Source organism: Spirillospora sp. NPDC049024 (genome assembly GCF_040649235.1).
Lineage (GTDB): Bacteria > Actinomycetota > Actinomycetes > Streptosporangiales > Streptosporangiaceae > Spirillospora.
Genome location: NZ_JBEZFD010000028.1, coordinates 1 through 15,840, shown reverse-complemented (window position 1 = coordinate 15,840; position 15,840 = coordinate 1). Strand labels below are relative to the sequence as shown.

Here is a 15,840-nt window from a genome sequence, read left to right as displayed (position 1 = left end):
GTGAGTGCCGCGTCGCCTGGATCTTGATCGGATCCGGACGGAAATGGAATCCTGTTGAGGCTCCCGCTAGCCGCCGACTTGGTCGCGCCGACGGATGGGCACTGGACGGGAGAAACAAGAGGCATGGGGACGCCATCTGGGGGCGCGCAGCTGCTGGATCGGCAGCGAGAGCGAGCCGAGCTGAACGGCCTGCTGGGGGATGTGCGCTCCGGGCGCGGGCGAGCCCTGGTGCTGCGCGGAGAGGCGGGCGTGGGCAAGTCGGCCCTGCTGCGGCATGCGACAGGGCAGGCGGCCGATATGCGCGTGGTGCGCGCCGTCGGGGCGGAATCGGAGATGGAGCTGGCGTTCGCCGGTCTGCATCTCCTGGTCGCGCCGCTACTGGACAGGATCGAGAAGCTCCCCGGCCCGCAGCGCGACGCGCTCGCGGTCGCGTTCGGGCTGCGGCAGGGGACCGCGCCCGACCGGTTCATGGTCGGGCTGGCGGTGTTGACCTTGCTGGCGGAGGCGGCGGAGGAACGCGCCCTGCTGTGTGTGATCGATGACGCGCAGTGGCTGGACCAGGCGTCGGCCCAGGTGCTGGCGTTCGTCGCCAGGCGGCTGCTGGCCGAGCCGGTGGGGCTGATCTTCGCGGCGCGCGAGCCGGGCAGGCAGTTCCACGGGCTGGTGGACTTGGAGGTGCGCGGCCTGCCCAAGCAGGAGGCGCAGGCGCTGCTGCGCTCGGTGGTCCGCTTCCCGCTGGACGACCAGATCAGGGACCGGATCCTGGCGGAGACGAACGGCAACCCGCTGGCCCTGCTGGAGCTTCCGCGCGGGCTGAGCCCGGCACAGCTGGCGGGCGGGTTCGGAATGGTGGAGGCCCAGGCGGTGCCGGCGCGGGTGGAAGAGGGCTTCCGCCGGCGGCTGGCGGAGCTGCCGGCCGAGACCCGGTCGCTGATGCTGGTCGCGGCGGCCGAGCCGACCGGCGACCCGGCGCTGATCTGGCGCGCGGCCGGGCACCTCGGGGTTCCGGCTTCGGCGGTGGAGCCCGCGCAGGCCGACGGGTTGCTGGAGATCGGAGCGTGGGCGCGGTTCCGGCATCCGCTGGTGCGGTCGGCGGTGTACTCGGCCGCGCCGCCGTCGGAGCGGCGGGCGGCGCACGGGGCGCTGGCCATGGCGACCGATCCCGCGTCCGACCCCGATCGCCGGGCCTGGCATCGCGCGCACGCGGCGCTGGAGTCCGACGAGTCCGTGGCCGGCGAGCTGGAGCGGCTGGCCGACCGGGCTCAGGCGCGCGGCGGCATCGCGGCGGCGGCGGCGTTTCTGCGGCGCGCGACCGAGCTGACGCCGGATCCGGCCAGACGCGGAGCAAGGGCGCTGGCCGCGGCGCAGGCCTCCTTCGAGGCCGGTGCCCCGGACATGGCGCTGGAGCTGCTCGGCTCCGCGGAGATGGGCCCGTTGACCGAGGTCCAGAGCGGACGGGTGGCCCGGCTGCGCGCCCAGATCGTCTTCGCGCGCAAGCGCGGCGGTGAGGCTCTGCGGCCGCTGCTGGACGCGGCCGGTCAACTGTCCCGCGTCGACGCGGGGCAGGCACGCGAGGCCTACGTCGAAGCCATCGGATCAGCGGTCTTCGCCGGCAGGCTGGGCGAACCCGACCTGCTGCGGACAGTGGCCGAGACCGCCCGCACCGCGCCTGCGGGACCACTGCCGGCACGGCCGATCGACGCACTCCTGGACGGGCTGGTGGCGCGGTTCGCCGAGGGCTATGCCCCGGCGGCACCGCGGCTGAAGGACGCTCTGCTGGCGTTTCGGCGGGAAGCCCGGCGCGACCCGGATGACAACATGCGCCGGCTGGGGCTCACCTACCTGGTCGCCGCGGACATGTGGGACGACCAGGCCCTGCACGACCTGGCCGAGTACGCGGTCCAGGCGGCCCGCGAGATCGGCGCGCTCCACTTCCTTCCCCAGGCCCTCACCTACCGCGCCACCGTGCACATCTACGCCGGCCAGTTCGACGCGGCCGCCACGCTGGTCGAGGAATCTGACGCGATCTTGAAGGTGACCGGCCACGCCCACTTCGGCTTCGCCGCCAACCTGCTCATGAGCTGGCGTGGCGGGGCCGAGGCGCCGGCGAGGTTCGACGCCGCCGTCGAGCGGACGGTCACCTGGGGTGAGGGGCGAGCGATCAGCGGGGGCCACTTCGGGAGCGCGCTGGTGTACAACGCCCTCGGCCGGTACCAGGACGCTCTGGCCCGTGCGGAAAAGGCGTGCGAGCACGACGATCTGGGGCTCACCGGGTTCGCCCTCATGGAACTGGTCGAGGCGGCCGCGTACGGCAACGCCCCCGAAGCGGCCACGACAGCACTGCGGCAGCTCGAGGAACGCACCACCGCCGCCGGCACCGACTGGGCCCTCGGCGTGCTCGCCCGATCGAAAGCGCTGCTCTCCGACGGCGACGCCGCCGACCTGCTGTACCGCGAGGCCATCGAGCACCTCCAGCGCAGCCGGGCCGCCGCGTACCTCGCCCGCACCCACCTGGTGTACGGCGAGTGGCTGCGCCGCGAGAACCGGCGCCTCGACGCACGCGAGCACCTGCGCACCGCCCACGAGATGCTGCAGGATTTCGGCGCCCAGGGCTTCGCCGACCGCGCCCGCCGCGAACTCCTGGCGACCGGCGAGACCGTCCGCAAGCGCACCGCCGGCACACCCGACGGCCTCACTCCTCAGGAAGGTCAGATCGCCCGGCTGGCGCGGAAGGGCCTGTCGAACCCGGAGATCGGCGCCCAGCTGTTCCTCAGCCCGCGCACCGTCGAATACCACCTGAGCAAGGTGTTCACCAAGCTCGCCATCACCTCTCGCCGCCAGCTCGCACAGGCACTGCCCGACCACGGTCATGACGGCGCGTGAGCCCCCCGGCCCGCCCCGTCCGGTCCCTCGCGAAACGGAGTCTCACATGGCCGAACAACAGCCCTGGCACTGGGACGAGCAGACCTGGCGCGGCCACGTGGCCCGGGTCCGTGCCGGCCGCTCCCTGCGCCCCGCCTCCTGGCCCGGCGGCGCCCGCGTCGCCGTCGCGCTCTCCTTCGACTCCGACCACGAGACGATCCACCTGCGCGCCGGCGAGACCAGTCCGGGCAGACTCGCCCAGGGCGAGTACGGCTCCCGCGTCGGCGCCCCCCGGGTGCTTCGCCTGCTGGACCGCTTCGGCATCCCGGCCTCGTTCTTCATGCCGGCGGTCTCGGCACTGCTGCACCCGGAAGAGATACGCGACTACGTCGCCGCCGGCCACGAGGTCGCCATGCACGGCTGGATCCACGAGAGCAACGCGCTGCTGGATCCGGCCGACGAGCGCGAGCTGGCCCTGCGCGCCGCCGACACCCTGGAGAAGCTGGCGGGCACCCGCCCCGTCGGCATCCGCACTCCGGCGTGGGACTTCTCCGACCACACCCTGTCCATAACGCGTGAGCTGGGCCTGCTCTACGACTCCTCACTCATGGCCGACGACGAGCCCTACGAACTGCTGGCCGACGGCGAGCCGACCGGCGTCGTGGAGATCCCGGTCGAGTGGATCAGGGACGACGTGCCGTACCTGCTGCTGGAACACGGCGGCATGCTGCGGGCGTGCCCACCGCCGCGGGACGTGGCGGGGATCTGGCGCGACGAGTTCGACGCCGCGCTCGAGGAGGGCGGACTGTTCCAGCTCACCATGCACCCGCACGTCATCGGCCACCGCTCCCGCATGGCCGTGCTCCGCGAACTGCTGGAGCACATCGACGCGCAGCAGGGCGTCTGGTACGCCACCCACGCCCAGGTCGCCGAATACGTCCTGGAGCAGGCTTCATAAGCCCGGCGTGCGTCCGATCGCGCCGTGCCGTCAGCCTGTCGGGGCGCCATCGGGCAGCGCGTTCCGGAGCTGCTGGCGGGAGGTGATCTCGAGCTTGCTGAACACCTTGCCCAGGTGGTACTCGACGGTCCGCGGGCTGAGGAACAGCTGGGCGGCGATCTCCGGATTCGAGAGGCCGCCCCGGGCCAGCTGCGCGATCTGGGCCTCCTGGGGGGTGAGCAGGTCGCGCGTGGCGGCGGCGCGCCTGCGGACGGTCTCGCCGGTGGCCAGCAGCTCGCGGCGGGTCCGCTCGGCGAACGCCTCCATGCCGATCGCGGTGAACATGTCGTGCGCGGTGCGCAGCCGCGCCCGCGCGTCGGCCCGCCGCCCCTCGCGCCGCAGCCATTCGCCGTAGAGCAGGTGCGCCCGGGCGAGTTCGGTGCGGAAGCCGGTGCGGCTCAGCCGTTCGACCGCCTCGAGATGGCAGCGCTCGGCGTCCTCGCCGTCGCTCACCAGCGCCCGGGACCGCGCGTAGATCCCCTGCGCCCAATCGCCCTGGCTGATGCCGGTCGCCTCGGCGAGCCGGCTGAGCGCCTCCAGCGCCGACCGGGGCTCCCCGGCCCTGCAGGCCGCCTCGATCAGCTCGACGAGCGCCCACACGGAGACATGCAGATCAGGTTGCCGAGCGGCGGCCTGCGCGTAGGCCATCGCCTTGTCGTAGTGGCCGAGCCCGTTGTACAGGATGGCGGACACCCACTGCGCATGCTGGACGCCCGTCCCCTGCCGCGCGGCCCGGGCCTCCACGATCACGCCCTCGATCAGCGGAACGGCCTCGGCCTCCACCCCCCGGTATCCGGCGAGCGACACCGCCCCGTAGGGCACCATCCGGGAGCCCGTCGCCGCCGCGATCGCCTCCCCCTCCGCGATCAGCGCAGCCGCCTCCGTGAGCTCGCCGCTCCAGACCATGACGGAGGTCTGCGCGTTCGCCCAGATCACCAGTTGGCCGAGCAGCCCCGCCTCGCGGGCGCCCCGGAAGCCGCGGCTTATGATCGTCCGCCAGTTCGCCTCGTCCCAGGCCAGTGCCGCGATGGCCGCGGCCATCGGGCTCCACCGCTGGTCCTCCGCGAAGCTGATCTTCTCGTCGCCGAAGGCCCGCAGGGCCCGGCTCAACCGGGGCGCCGCCTGAGCGCGCCCGTCGATGATCAGGGCGGTCACCCCGTCGAGCAGCAGATCGGACGGGCGGGGCTCGGCGGGCGGCGGCACCGACTGCGCGGCCAGGGAGATCCGTTGGAGATCGTCGGCGCCCGCGAACTCCCCGGCGAACATCGCGGCGTACCAAGCGTCCAGGTACGTCTCGCGCGCGAGCGCGGTGTCCAGCGGCTCGAGCCGCTCGGCCGCCTTCGCCAGGAGTGCCGGAGCGTCACCGCCCACATCGGAGGCGAACGCCATGTGCCCGCGCAGCAGGGCGGCCCGGGCCTGCTGGAGTTCGTCCAGCGGGCCCGCCGCCGCCATGGCGAGCAGCTCCGTCGCCGCCTCGAACGCGCCCGCCTGGAGGTTCGCCTGCGCGGCCGCGAGCGCACGCTCGGACCTCGGCGCGGGCTCGCCCGTCAGCTCGGCCGCGCGCTGCAGGAACGCGGCCGAGGCCGCCATGCCGCCCCGGGCCTCCGCCCGGCCCGCGCAGCGTTCCAGCTCCGCGGCCACCTCGTCGTCGACTCCCGGCACCGCGGCCGCCAGATGCCACGCGCGCCGGTCCAGGTCGCGGTCGCGATCGGTCACCTCGGCCAGCGCCCGGTGCGCGGCGCGCCGCTCCGACAGCGTCGCCGCCGAGTACACGGCGGACCGCACCAGCGGATGCCGGAACCGCACCCGCATCCCGATCTCGAGCAGGCCGTCGGTCTGCGCGGCCTCCGCGGCGGACGCGGGGAGCCCGAGCCGCTCGGCCGCACGCCACACCAGCGTCGGATCGCCCGCCGGCTCGGCCGCCGCCACCAGCATCAGCGACCGCGTGTCGGCGGGGAGCCGCTCCAGCCGGCGGCGGAAGCCGTCCTCGATCCGCGCCGGGACCGCCCGCACGCCGACCAGCCCGAACCCGCCCGCCAGCTGCGCGGGGTCCAGCCCGCGCGGCAGCTCGAGCAGCGCCAGCGGATTGCCGTTCGTCTCGGCCAGGATGCGTTCCTGAACCGGCTCGTCGAGACGGAACCGGACCACCGACCGCAGCAGCATGCGGGCCTCCCGGTCGGGCAGTCCCCCCACCTCCAGGTCCGCCAGCCCCCGGAACTGCTCGCCCGGGTCGCGCGCGGCGAAGACCAGACCCACCGGCTCGGCCAGCAGCCGGCGCGCCGCGAACAGCAGCGCCTGCGCCGATGCCCGGTCCAGCCATTGCGCGTCATCGATCACGCAGAGGAGCGGCTGTTCCTCCGCCGCCTCCGACAGGAGGGTCAGCACTGCCAGTGCGACCATGAACCGGTCCGGTACGCCCCCTTCACGCAGCCCGAACGCGACCCCCAGGGCGTCGCGCTGAGGGCCCGGCAGGCCTTCCAGCCGGTCGAGGAGCGGCATGCACAGCTGATGGAGGCCGGCGAACGCCAGCTCCATCTCCGATTCCACGCCTCCCGCGCGGGCGACCCGCATGTCCGCCGCGGCGTCGACCAGGTACTGCAGCAGCGCCGACTTCCCCACGCCCGCCTCGCCGCGCACCACCAGCGCCCGCCCGCGTCCGGACCGCAGATCCTTCACCAGGCCGTCGAGCGCGGCGCGCTCCCGCTGCCGGTTCAACAGCTTGGACGCCCCAAACCCAGTCCTCATGCCCGTCTCCGCCGCAATTCAGCACGAGCCACCCGGCGCGACCACCCCGGACGCCGGCCGCCCCGGCGGGTTCTGGAGCCTGACGCGTTGTTTCACCGGCCGTCCGGAAGTGACTCTGAGTGAACGTCGAACATCCATCTGCGATCGTCATTAGAACGTTCCACGAAAGAACGTTCCATCGCGATTTATACCACGCCGCCCCCGGCCTCATTTCGCTGGAACCGCGATCGGTTCGAGCACCGCATGGCCCTGCGCAGCGGAGACGGCCCTGCCGCGGCCTGCTCCCCCACTCGCCCGTCCAGCCTCCACAAAAAGCCGAGAAAGGACGCGCCTGATCCAAATAGCGCAGGGACACCGACCTGATTGCCGCCCTCCTTCGATGTAACCTGCGGAAGCCGTGCAGCAGCATCAAACCGACCACATCTGCAAAGCGACCCTCGCCTCGCAAACAATCACCCGGCCGTCAGCCAAATGGCTTCTGTGCTTTGTCACACGCCGGGTTACCGCGCGCGCACTGCCGGGCTGGTGGTCGGGTGGACGAAGTCGTCCCCGTCAGAGCGTGCTCGGAAGTACGACCAGTCCGCCGGATCAGATGGTGGGCGGGCGGCGGGCCCCTTCGGCCAGCCGGTCGGCGAGGCCGAGGACGAGGGCGCGGAGCTCGTCCGGGCGCTCGATGGCGAAGGGACGGTCGAGCGAGGCGAGGAGCGCGGGCAGCCAGTCGAGCCGTTCGGCCCGCATCTCGACGCGGTGCCAGCGCTCGGCCGCCGGGTCGTCCGCGTCGGCGGGTCCGTCCATGGTCGCGATGGACGCGGGGAAGCGTGCGCGGATCTGCTCGACCGTCCCGTGGATGCGCAAGGTCACCTCGTGCCGGTAGGGGGCCGTGGCGAACCCTGACAGGACGCGTTCCGCCGGGTCCGGCCCGGTGGGCTCCTCGAAGGAGCCGGGCAGGGTGCGGGCGTCCGTGATGCGGTCGAGGCGGAAGGTGCGGTTCTCGCCGACGCCGGCGTCCTCGCCGGTCACGTACCAGCGGCCCGAATGGCTGACGATCCCGTACGGGTGCAGGGTGCGGTCGGTGCGGCGGCCCTCCCGGTCGCCGTACCGGAACGAGACGGGACGGCGGTGGCGCACGGCGTCGGCGAGCGTGAGCAGGGTTCCGGTGTCCGGCGCGGCGGTCCCGTCGGACGGCCGGGTGAACGCGAGCGACTCCTGGACGGCGTCGAGCCGGCGGGCGAGGGCCGGGGGGAGCACCCGCCGGATCTTCGCCGCCGCCGTCTCGCTCGCGGTTCCGGCCGCGGCGCCGAGGCCCGCACGCCGTCCGGCGACCAGGCCGAGCAGCACGGCGAGCGCCTCGTCGTCGTTGAGCATCAGCGGCGGCAGCCGGTGCCCGCGGGCGAGGCGGTACCCGCCGTAGCGGCCGCGCACCGCCTCGACGGGCACGCCGAGGTCGAGCAGCTGGTCGACGTACCGCCGGACGGTCCGGCCCTCGACGCCGAGCCGGTCGGCGAGCTCGGCGATCGTCCGGGTGCCGCCGGACTGGAGCAGTTCGAGGAGGGTGAGCACGCGGCCGGTGGGTCGGGACATGGTGTCGAGCTTATGGCGAATAGTGGACCGATTCTGTCCACTATTCGCTCTAACGTGCGAAGCACCACGGCACCGCGAACCCAGGAGGAACCGCCATGGACTTCGTCTCGATCCGCGTCATCACCGAGGACGTCGCCCGCCTCGTCGAGTTCTACGAGAAGGTCACCGACGTTCGGGCGGACTGGTCCACCGAGGACTTCGCCGAGATCCGCACCCGCCACGCGACCCTGGCGATCGCGAGCACCCGCACCGTCCCGCTGTTCGCGCCGGGCTCGTCCCGGCCCGCCGACAACCACAGCGTGATCATCGAGTTCCTCGTCGACGACGTGGACCGGCTGCACGGGAACCTGACCGGGTACGTCGGCGAGTTCGTGACCGAGCCGACCACGATGCCGTGGGGCAACCGGGCGCTGCTGTTCCGCGACCCCGACGGCAACCTCGTCAACTTCTTCACCCCCGCAACCCCGGAGGCGATCGCCAAGTTCAGCCGCTGACCCGGGGCCACCAGGCGCACAGTCGGGCAAGCCCGAGCGATCAGACACGTAGCGGGCACGGTGGCCGGGGAACGAAAGAGGCCCAGCATCAGTGATCAGTCACTGGCCTGAGCGGGCGGGGTGACGGGAATCCACCGAGAGTAAGCGAACCGCTGTGGCGATTCGTCGAGTGCAACCATCGCCTACTGATCCGTAGCAGGGAGTCATGCACGATGGCACAGATGCCGGACCTTGTGGCCATGAGTGGGGCGCTTCTGGTCTCACGCAGTTGCACCACCGGATGGACTGATTGGGTTCACGGAGAGCTTTGGCTCCTGCCAGACGCCCTGGTGCGACGTCGGCTGAGCTTCCGAGAAACCCTGGCGAACGGCCTGGGGCCGACAGTGAAGATCCCGCTGCCTGAGGTGGGTCCAGCGGAGTTCGATCTTCTGGCTGTGCGTCGCGCTCATCCCACCAACCAGGTGATCCCGCTCGCAGAGGTCACAGAGGCGAAGTTGCGCCGAGGCTTGACTACAGACCGGCTGTCGATAACGAGGCATGACGGCGCACACAACAGCCTTCTCTGGCTACATCGCGACCCGGCTCATGCTCTTCTGCTGGAAGCACTCAGGACGTCGTTGGGTCCACGCCTGCTTCTCGGCTAGCAAGTGCTGCGTCACCATCTGATCCGCAGCAAGATCGAGAGTGTCCAGGGGGGTCCACAGGTGTGCACTGACCTGCTGCTGGGCGGGTGGTGTGGTGCCCGTTCATCAATGACTGTCCAAGGCTGCTTTTAGCGTGGCGTTAGCAGATCGTCGCATTGGCCGGGTGGTCAGGTCAGGTCCCGGCCAGTGCCCGGGTGATGGTGATCGCCTGGTCGATGGTGAAGGCGTGGGGACTGTTCATGGATCGGCGGCTGTGGATTCCGTCGCAGACGATGGCGCCATTCACGAGTTGCCGCCAGTGGGCTGGGGCCCAGTAGGCCCTGTTCTCGTAAAGCAGGATTTCGGCGACCCGCCGAGCATCTTGTGTACTGGTGGCCTGTGTGAGGGCTGCGGCGAGGGTGGAGACGGCACTGTCGGGCAGGTCTGCGTCTCCCAGTGCGGGGAGCAGCAGGAGAAGCCGGTCGGTGGGGGTGAGGGCGCTCGGGGCCGATGGGCCGGCCGGCCGATGGGCGATGGCGGTCAGTTCCGGCCAGGAGAGCCCGGGGCCGGCGAAGCAGCCCTCGACCGCGGCGAGTTGGAGATCACCCCGCCAGTCGGGATGCCCGAGCATGTAGTCCATCCCCATGTCACCGTCGAGGTTTCGGTAGATGACATGGATGATCGCCCCGCTTTGCAGCGGCACGGCGAAAACGGGCCATCGATCGTGCCCGAACAACTGCTCGCAGAGCGCTTCGGCATCATCGACGTCCAAGCCGAAGGAGCGTTCGAGATCATTGAGCCCGCCGGCCCCGACCATCATCGTATGGACGGCCCAGAACGCCGGCTCGGTGAGAAACGCAGAGCCGTCGACCAGCGGATAGTGCTCATAGCCTGTGATCAGCACGGCTGCATCATCGCAGGAGGGCCAGACCTGCCGGAACCCTACCTGGGTGACTTGCGGACGGCCTTGCGTGACCACCGATGCCCCTGCTTGGACGTTATCGTCGAGCGATCGCGACAGGTACCGCACGGCAGGTCTGCTGAAACTCTGATCCATCTCTTGGAACGACTCCAAGGGAACCACGCTTCGATCACGGTGTTCCGACCCGGAGTGACTGCCGTCGATCATGCCGGGGTGGCTGCGGTCCTGCGAGACGCGAACGTCGGGGACGCCGCCGTCTACGTGCTGTCAGGTGCGGTGGATCGCAGATCCTTCTTCGATGCGGTCCGGCGGACGTTTCCGCTGGATCCGCCTGGCGGTGGGCCTGCTGGTCGTCCTTGACCAGGATGGTCGCCCGGATGCCCCGATGCCGCAGGTAGGCCCGGTTGGCGCGGGAGCTGTAGGCCTTGTCGGCCAGGACACGCTCGGGCCGGGTCCGCGGGCGTCCCGGCCCGAGCCTGGCGACCCGCACCCGCTCCAACACCGCGGTGAACTGGGGACTGTCGCCGCGCTGCCCGCCCGTCAGCAGCACCGCCATCGGCTTGCGGCCGGCCGAGATCGAAGAAGGACATCTCGACGGCCTGAGCGCGGGCGAGCAGAAAGAGTCGGTCGAGCTGCGCCGATCGGCCGCCGGCCGGCCCGGGAGAACGGTTGGGGCGCGCAGGGACACATCACCCTTCCTCGCGTCTTCAACCGCGGGCCGGTTACAGCACTCCCGCCTCCCGCGCCGTCCACACCGACGGGATCAGAGGGCGGTAGCCCAGTTCGCGACGGATGCGCGTCGTCGACATCACGCTGTGCCACGGGTCCGGGACATCCTTGCCGTAAGCCTCCTGCGGCACCGGCAGGCCATGGAACTGGAAGAGATCGACCATGGTGACCGGGGCGTCGTCGGCGATGTTGTAGACGCCGTGGGCCCCGGGCGCGTACAGCAGCCGCCGCAGGCCCTGCGCCACATCCATGTGGTGGCCCATGTGCAGGCGCTGCATGGCGGGCCATTTCAGCGCCCACTCCATCACATCGGCCAGATGCGGGTCCCCGTCGCCGTACACGAACGGCAACCGTCCGATGCGAACGTCATCGAGGCCGTCCAACGCCCCGAGCGCGCGCTCGGCCTCCCACTTGGACTCGGGATAGGCACCCCACAGATGACCGCCCGGCACCGTCTCATCGCTCTCGACGAGCGCCCTGCCCCGACCCGCGCCGTAGACGAGACCGGTGCTGACCTGCACGAACCGCCGCACGCCGGAAGCCACCGCAGCCCGGCCGAGCTCGATGGCCGCGTCCCGGTTGACCGCACGCGCCTCCTCATCCGGCACCCCGCGGAACGCGGCGGCGACGTTCACCACCGCGTCCACGCCGGCCGTCGCCTTGCCGAGCACCTCCACGTCGCGCAGATCACCGACCAGCACCTGGGCGCCGAGCCCGGCGAACGGTTCGCCGCGCGCCGCGTCCCGCACCAGAACCCGTACCCGCTCGCCGGGCGCCGCGCTCTGCAACAGCCGCGGCACGAACCGCCGCCCGACCTGCCCCGTCGCTCCTGTCACCAGCGTCAGCATGGCCGCCTCCTCATCGTCGTAGCCACCCTTGAAGCGTGCGGGACTGACGGGAGCGGCGGGAGAGACGCGGTCATCCAGGGACCGGCACGTCCTGGATACGAGCCCGGGAGCAAGGCATCCTCGAAACCGTGGACCGGACCGAACTCGCCGACTTCCTGCGCCGCGCCCGCACCCGCCTGGCCCCCTCCGACGTGGGCCTGAAGGCGGGTCCGCGGCGCCGCACCCCGGGCCTGCGCCGCGAGGAGGTGGCACAGCTCACCGGGATGTCCACGGACTACTACACGCGCCTGGAACAGCGCCGCGGCTCCCACCCGTCGCGGCAGATGCTCACCTCGCTCGCCCGCGCCCTGCGGCTCACGGACGTGGAGCGCGACCACCTGTTCCACCTGGCGGGCCAGGAGCCGCCCCGGCCCGGCGGCTCCTCAGGCCACGTCCGCCCGGGACTGCTGCTGATCCTGGACCGGCTGCACGACCTCCCGGCGTCGGTGCTGAGCGACTGGGGCCAGATGCTCGCACAGAACACCATGTCGGTGGCCCTGACCGGCGACCACGTGGGGACGAACGTGATCCGCCGCTGGTTCATGGTGCCGGGCGCACGGGACCTGTCCCCACCGGAGAACCACGAGCAGCATGGCCGCGCACACGTGGCGAGCCTGCGGGCCGTCACTGCGGCACGCCCCGCCGACCCGGGCCCGGCCGCCCTCGTGGCCGAACTCCGCGCCGCGTCACATGAGTTCGAGGAACTCTGGGAGTCGCACGATGTCGTGGTGCGCCGCCCGTCGCCGAAGCGTTTCCTGCACCCTGTGGTCGGTGTGCTCGACCTCGACTGCGAGGTGCTGCTCAGCGACGGCCACGGCCAGCAGCTCGTCGTGCACTCGGCCCAGCCGGGCACCCAGACCTACCAGCGGCTCGAGCTACTGCGGGTCGTCGGCCTCCAGGACCTGACCCCCGACTCGTAGGAGAGACATGGTCCCGGACCGATGTCCGGTCATGCCGCTGATCGCTTGAAGCCTTGCCGGGTGGAGGGAGGGCGGTGGAGCGTGTACGGAGGGTAGGAACCGGGAGATTTCGCGGGGCTGGGCGCATAATGCGAGCGTGAGCGTGTGGGCGATGTGCGGCGACGGCCAACGCAGGAACCCCCAGGAGGGTATCGGCGAGGGCGCGTTTGAGTACTCGCGAATCGGTTTGCAGGACTCGCGGACGGGCGCCCAGGGTCGCTGCGCGGCACGGTGCTGACATGCGGTCTTGAAGCAAGATCGCCGGGAGCGTGACCTAGCCTCTGACCTGCGGAACTCTGGAGCGGGTGACGGGAATCGAACCCGCGCTGTCAGCTTGGGAACGTTAAACCACGCCCGAATTGTCCATTAGGAAAATCGGCCACCTCTCGTTAAAGTGCAGGTCAGCAGCCTGATCGAGCTGCCATACAGTCCGTCCAATTATCACCCGATCATCCGTGATCCAGTGATGGAAAAATGATAGATGATCAAGGTGGCGAGAGGTGGCCAGGCATGGGGTTCGTCCGCACCTACAACAACAAGAAGTCGACCCGCTACCAGGCCCTGTACATGGACCACAGGGGCAAACAGCGCTCAGCCGGGACGTTCTCCACATACAAGGAGGCCGAACGAGCCTGGCAGGCCGCAGAAGTCAAGGTCAGGGAAGGCATCCCATGGGACCACGCTCGTAGAAAACAAAGGTTCCGGAACTACGTCGAAGACACCTGGCTCCCCAATCACCGCATGGAACCGAGCACGAGACAGGATTACGTATCGGCCATCTACAAACACATCATGCCCTACTTCGGCGATATGCGGATGAACGAGATCTTCCCTGAGCACATCCAACAGTGGATCACCCACCTCAAAGCAAAGGGCGTTACACCACGCAGGATCCAGTACTGCAAAGTGTCAGTCCTCAATGCGATATTCACCACCGCACTGCGCGACCACGTGGTCGTCATTCACCCGAGCCGCGGGATCGAAACGGACCCGGTACCGGAGAAGATACGGAAGATCATTACCGTTGACCAGTTCGACGCGATCTACCAACGCTTGCCAGACGCGGACGCGCAACTCCTCATCGAAACGGACATCGAAAGCGGGCTTCGCTGGGGAGAACTCACCGAACTGCGCGTCAAGGACCTCGACTTCACCACCGGCATCCTCACCATCAGCCGCGCAGTCATCGAGCTCACCCGTAAGAACCATCCAGAGGGCAAGCGCTTCCTGGTCAAGGAGTACCCCAAGAACCGAAAGCACCGACGCTTCAAGCTCAGCGCCCAGATCGTCGCCAAGCTCAAGGCCCACGTAGAAGCACACGGCCTGAAGCTCGACGACCTCTTCTTCTCGCGCCGCGACGTACCAGCGAAACCGCACCTCGAAGCCGCCGCCCCCGGGAGCTTGGGGTTCGAGGCTCCGAACGGACGTACCTACACGCACGGCACGATCACTGCCTACAGCCTGGGCAACTGCAAGTGCGATCACTGCCGGGCCGCCTACGCCACCTACCGAGCCAAGCGTCGCGCCAGCGGCAAGGACAGCCCGCGTCGCCCGCGTGCCGTCGACACCGACCCTCACATTCCGGCCAACTGGTTTCGCAAGTACTGCTGGTATCCAGCTCGAGACGCAGCCGGACTGGACTGGTCGCCCCGCATCCATGACCTACGCCACGCTCACGCCTCATGGCTCCTCGCCGGCGGCGCCGACCTCCAGGTCGTCAAGGAACGCCTGGGCCACCTCAAGCTCGCGACAACAGAGAAGTACCTCCACAGCCTTCCCAACGCCGACGAGACCGCTCTGACAGCGCTGAACAAGATACGTAGCACCGCAGCACGCTCTCAGGCTGAGCCACCCGCCACGGACGCTAAGTTGGATACCGCTAACCAGGAGATCGCTCGCCTCCGAGCCGTGATCGCCGACCTGACCATCGCCCAACACAGCGACAACAAAAACTATCTACGCCCGGCCTAACTAAACACTCGGGCGTCCCGTCCCTTCGGGGCGCCCAATCCAGGATCAGCAATGGGTGGCAACAGGGGATCCTCGCCCGCCGGTGAGGGCGGGCGCCACCGAGCCGTGGCCGTGCCGTCCAGGAGGTACGGGAGATCGTTGCGATCCTCACCCGCCGGTGAGGGCGGGCGCCACACGGGCATCCCCAGCGCGAGCGCTAGACGGAAGTAGTTGCGATCCTCGCTCGCCGGTGAGGACGGGCGCCACCCGCTGCGCGGCCGGGAGGGTCTCGGCCACCTTCTGGTTGCGATCCTCGCCCGCCGGTGAGGGCAGGCGCCACTGGCCGTGAATCAGGACGGTGTCCGGCCCCACCTTGTGGTTGCGATTCTCGCCCGCCGGTGAGAGCGGGCGCCACTCGGGGACGACGGTCCGATCCCCGCGACGCTCGGGGTTGCGATCCTCGCCCGCCGATGAGGGCGGGCGCCACCTTGAACATGGCGACCACAGTGCAGCCGCATCCGTCGTGGTTGCGATCCTCGCCCGCCGATGAGGGCGGGCGCCACCCGGGAGACGGTCATCACGACGCCCTTGATTGTCCGGTTGCGATCCTCGCCCGCCGATGAGGGCGGGCGCCACCGTCCGGGACGGTGCACACCTCCAAGGCGATGGTCATCCAGTTGCGATCCTCGCCCGCCGATTAGGGCGGGCGCCACGGCCAGTTGCCGTGGGAGTCGGGGCCCTTGGGGTTGGTGTTGCGATCCTCGCCCGCCGATTAGGGCGGGCGCCACGTGCGGTCCCCGATGTACCGGCGGCACACCGCGTTGACGGTTGCGATCCTCGCCCGCCGATTAGGGCGGGCGCCACCCGTCGTCCCGTCGAACCAGGCCCCGGCGTTCTTGTTGCGATCCTTGCCCGCCGATTAGGGCGGGCGCCATCGCCGCGAGCGCCGTGCCGAGCGCTCGCCACCGGCCGAGGTTGCGATCCTCGCCCGCCGATTGTCGACGACGCGTGAATACTGACCCCCAGGCGACGGCCGAAATCTGACCCCCCACTGTCACTGTGGAGGGTGATCAAGGTGGAGGACTGGGCTG

The 15,840-nt window shown here is 70.3% G+C and carries 10 protein-coding genes; 5 read left to right on the top strand and 5 right to left on the bottom strand.

Going from position 1 to position 15,840, the window contains the following annotated elements:
* Nucleotides 1-123 precede the first annotated feature (123 nt).
* A complete protein-coding gene (locus AB0C21_RS36945; protein ID WP_500210629.1) occupies nucleotides 124-2,883 on the top strand; it encodes a helix-turn-helix transcriptional regulator in 2,760 nt (919 codons plus the stop codon).
* A 46-nt stretch (nucleotides 2,884-2,929) separates the two neighbouring features.
* Nucleotides 2,930-3,820 (top strand): polysaccharide deacetylase family protein, encoded by an 891-nt coding sequence (locus AB0C21_RS36940; protein WP_500210628.1) that lies wholly within the window; start codon nucleotides 2,930-2,932, stop codon nucleotides 3,818-3,820.
* A gap of 30 nt (nucleotides 3,821-3,850) precedes the next feature.
* On the opposite strand, the gene AB0C21_RS36935 is transcribed toward AB0C21_RS36940, so the two are convergent.
* Nucleotides 3,851-6,604 carry a helix-turn-helix transcriptional regulator gene (locus AB0C21_RS36935; RefSeq protein WP_500210626.1) on the bottom strand — a complete coding sequence of 918 codons (2,754 nt, stop codon included), beginning with the start codon at nucleotides 6,602-6,604 and terminating at the stop codon, nucleotides 3,851-3,853.
* Between the two features lie 588 nt (nucleotides 6,605-7,192).
* Nucleotides 7,193-8,185, bottom strand: a complete 993-nt coding sequence (locus AB0C21_RS36930; RefSeq protein WP_500210625.1) for a helix-turn-helix transcriptional regulator — start codon at nucleotides 8,183-8,185, stop codon at nucleotides 7,193-7,195.
* Nucleotides 8,186-8,280: 95 nt separating this feature from the next.
* Between AB0C21_RS36930 and AB0C21_RS36925 the strand changes: the two genes are divergently transcribed.
* The gene (locus AB0C21_RS36925; RefSeq protein ID WP_500210623.1) at nucleotides 8,281-8,679 is read left to right on the top strand and encodes a VOC family protein; all 399 of its coding nucleotides are present in this window, start codon (nucleotides 8,281-8,283) and stop codon (nucleotides 8,677-8,679) included.
* 816 nt (nucleotides 8,680-9,495) lie between these two features.
* Here AB0C21_RS36925 and AB0C21_RS36920 read toward each other — a convergent pair.
* From AB0C21_RS36920 to AB0C21_RS36910, 3 genes are all read right to left on the bottom strand, one after another.
* Entirely contained in the window at nucleotides 9,496-10,431 is a 936-nt protein-coding gene (locus AB0C21_RS36920) for a hypothetical protein (RefSeq protein WP_500210622.1), read from the bottom strand.
* Complete coding sequence (locus AB0C21_RS36915) at nucleotides 10,394-10,780, bottom strand: transposase (protein WP_500210766.1); 387 nt, start codon at nucleotides 10,778-10,780, stop codon at nucleotides 10,394-10,396. Before AB0C21_RS36915 ends, AB0C21_RS36920 begins: the two co-directional genes overlap by 38 nt.
* Before the next feature lie 166 nt (nucleotides 10,781-10,946).
* Nucleotides 10,947-11,801: an NAD-dependent epimerase/dehydratase family protein gene (locus AB0C21_RS36910; protein ID WP_500210620.1), complete on the bottom strand. Its 855-nt coding sequence runs from the start codon at nucleotides 11,799-11,801 to the stop codon at nucleotides 10,947-10,949.
* 128 nt (nucleotides 11,802-11,929) lie between these two features.
* Between AB0C21_RS36910 and AB0C21_RS36905 the strand changes: the two genes are divergently transcribed.
* Both AB0C21_RS36905 and AB0C21_RS36900 read left to right on the top strand, forming a co-directional pair.
* Nucleotides 11,930-12,760: a helix-turn-helix transcriptional regulator gene (locus tag AB0C21_RS36905; RefSeq protein ID WP_500210618.1), complete on the top strand. Its 831-nt coding sequence runs from the start codon at nucleotides 11,930-11,932 to the stop codon at nucleotides 12,758-12,760.
* A gap of 549 nt (nucleotides 12,761-13,309) precedes the next feature.
* Nucleotides 13,310-14,770: a tyrosine-type recombinase/integrase gene (locus tag AB0C21_RS36900; RefSeq protein ID WP_500210617.1), complete on the top strand. Its 1,461-nt coding sequence runs from the start codon at nucleotides 13,310-13,312 to the stop codon at nucleotides 14,768-14,770.
* The last annotated feature ends 1,070 nt before the right edge of the window (nucleotides 14,771-15,840 follow it).

Bases quoted from the DNA above. Each gene is read 5' to 3' on its own strand.
- AB0C21_RS36945 (WP_500210629.1), top strand. From the start codon at position 124: ATGGGGACGCCATCTGGGGGCGCGCAGCTGCTGGATCGGCAGCGAGAG.
- AB0C21_RS36940 (WP_500210628.1), top strand. From the start codon at position 2,930: ATGGCCGAACAACAGCCCTGGCACTGGGACGAGCAGACCTGGCGCGGC.
- AB0C21_RS36935 (WP_500210626.1), bottom strand. From the start codon at position 6,604: ATGAGGACTGGGTTTGGGGCGTCCAAGCTGTTGAACCGGCAGCGGGAG.
- AB0C21_RS36930 (WP_500210625.1), bottom strand. From the start codon at position 8,185: ATGTCCCGACCCACCGGCCGCGTGCTCACCCTCCTCGAACTGCTCCAG.
- AB0C21_RS36925 (WP_500210623.1), top strand. From the start codon at position 8,281: ATGGACTTCGTCTCGATCCGCGTCATCACCGAGGACGTCGCCCGCCTC.
- AB0C21_RS36920 (WP_500210622.1), bottom strand. From the start codon at position 10,431: ATGATCGACGGCAGTCACTCCGGGTCGGAACACCGTGATCGAAGCGTG.
- AB0C21_RS36915 (WP_500210766.1), bottom strand. From the start codon at position 10,780: ATGGCGGTGCTGCTGACGGGCGGGCAGCGCGGCGACAGTCCCCAGTTC.
- AB0C21_RS36910 (WP_500210620.1), bottom strand. From the start codon at position 11,801: ATGCTGACGCTGGTGACAGGAGCGACGGGGCAGGTCGGGCGGCGGTTC.
- AB0C21_RS36900 (WP_500210617.1), top strand. From the start codon at position 13,310: ATGGGGTTCGTCCGCACCTACAACAACAAGAAGTCGACCCGCTACCAG.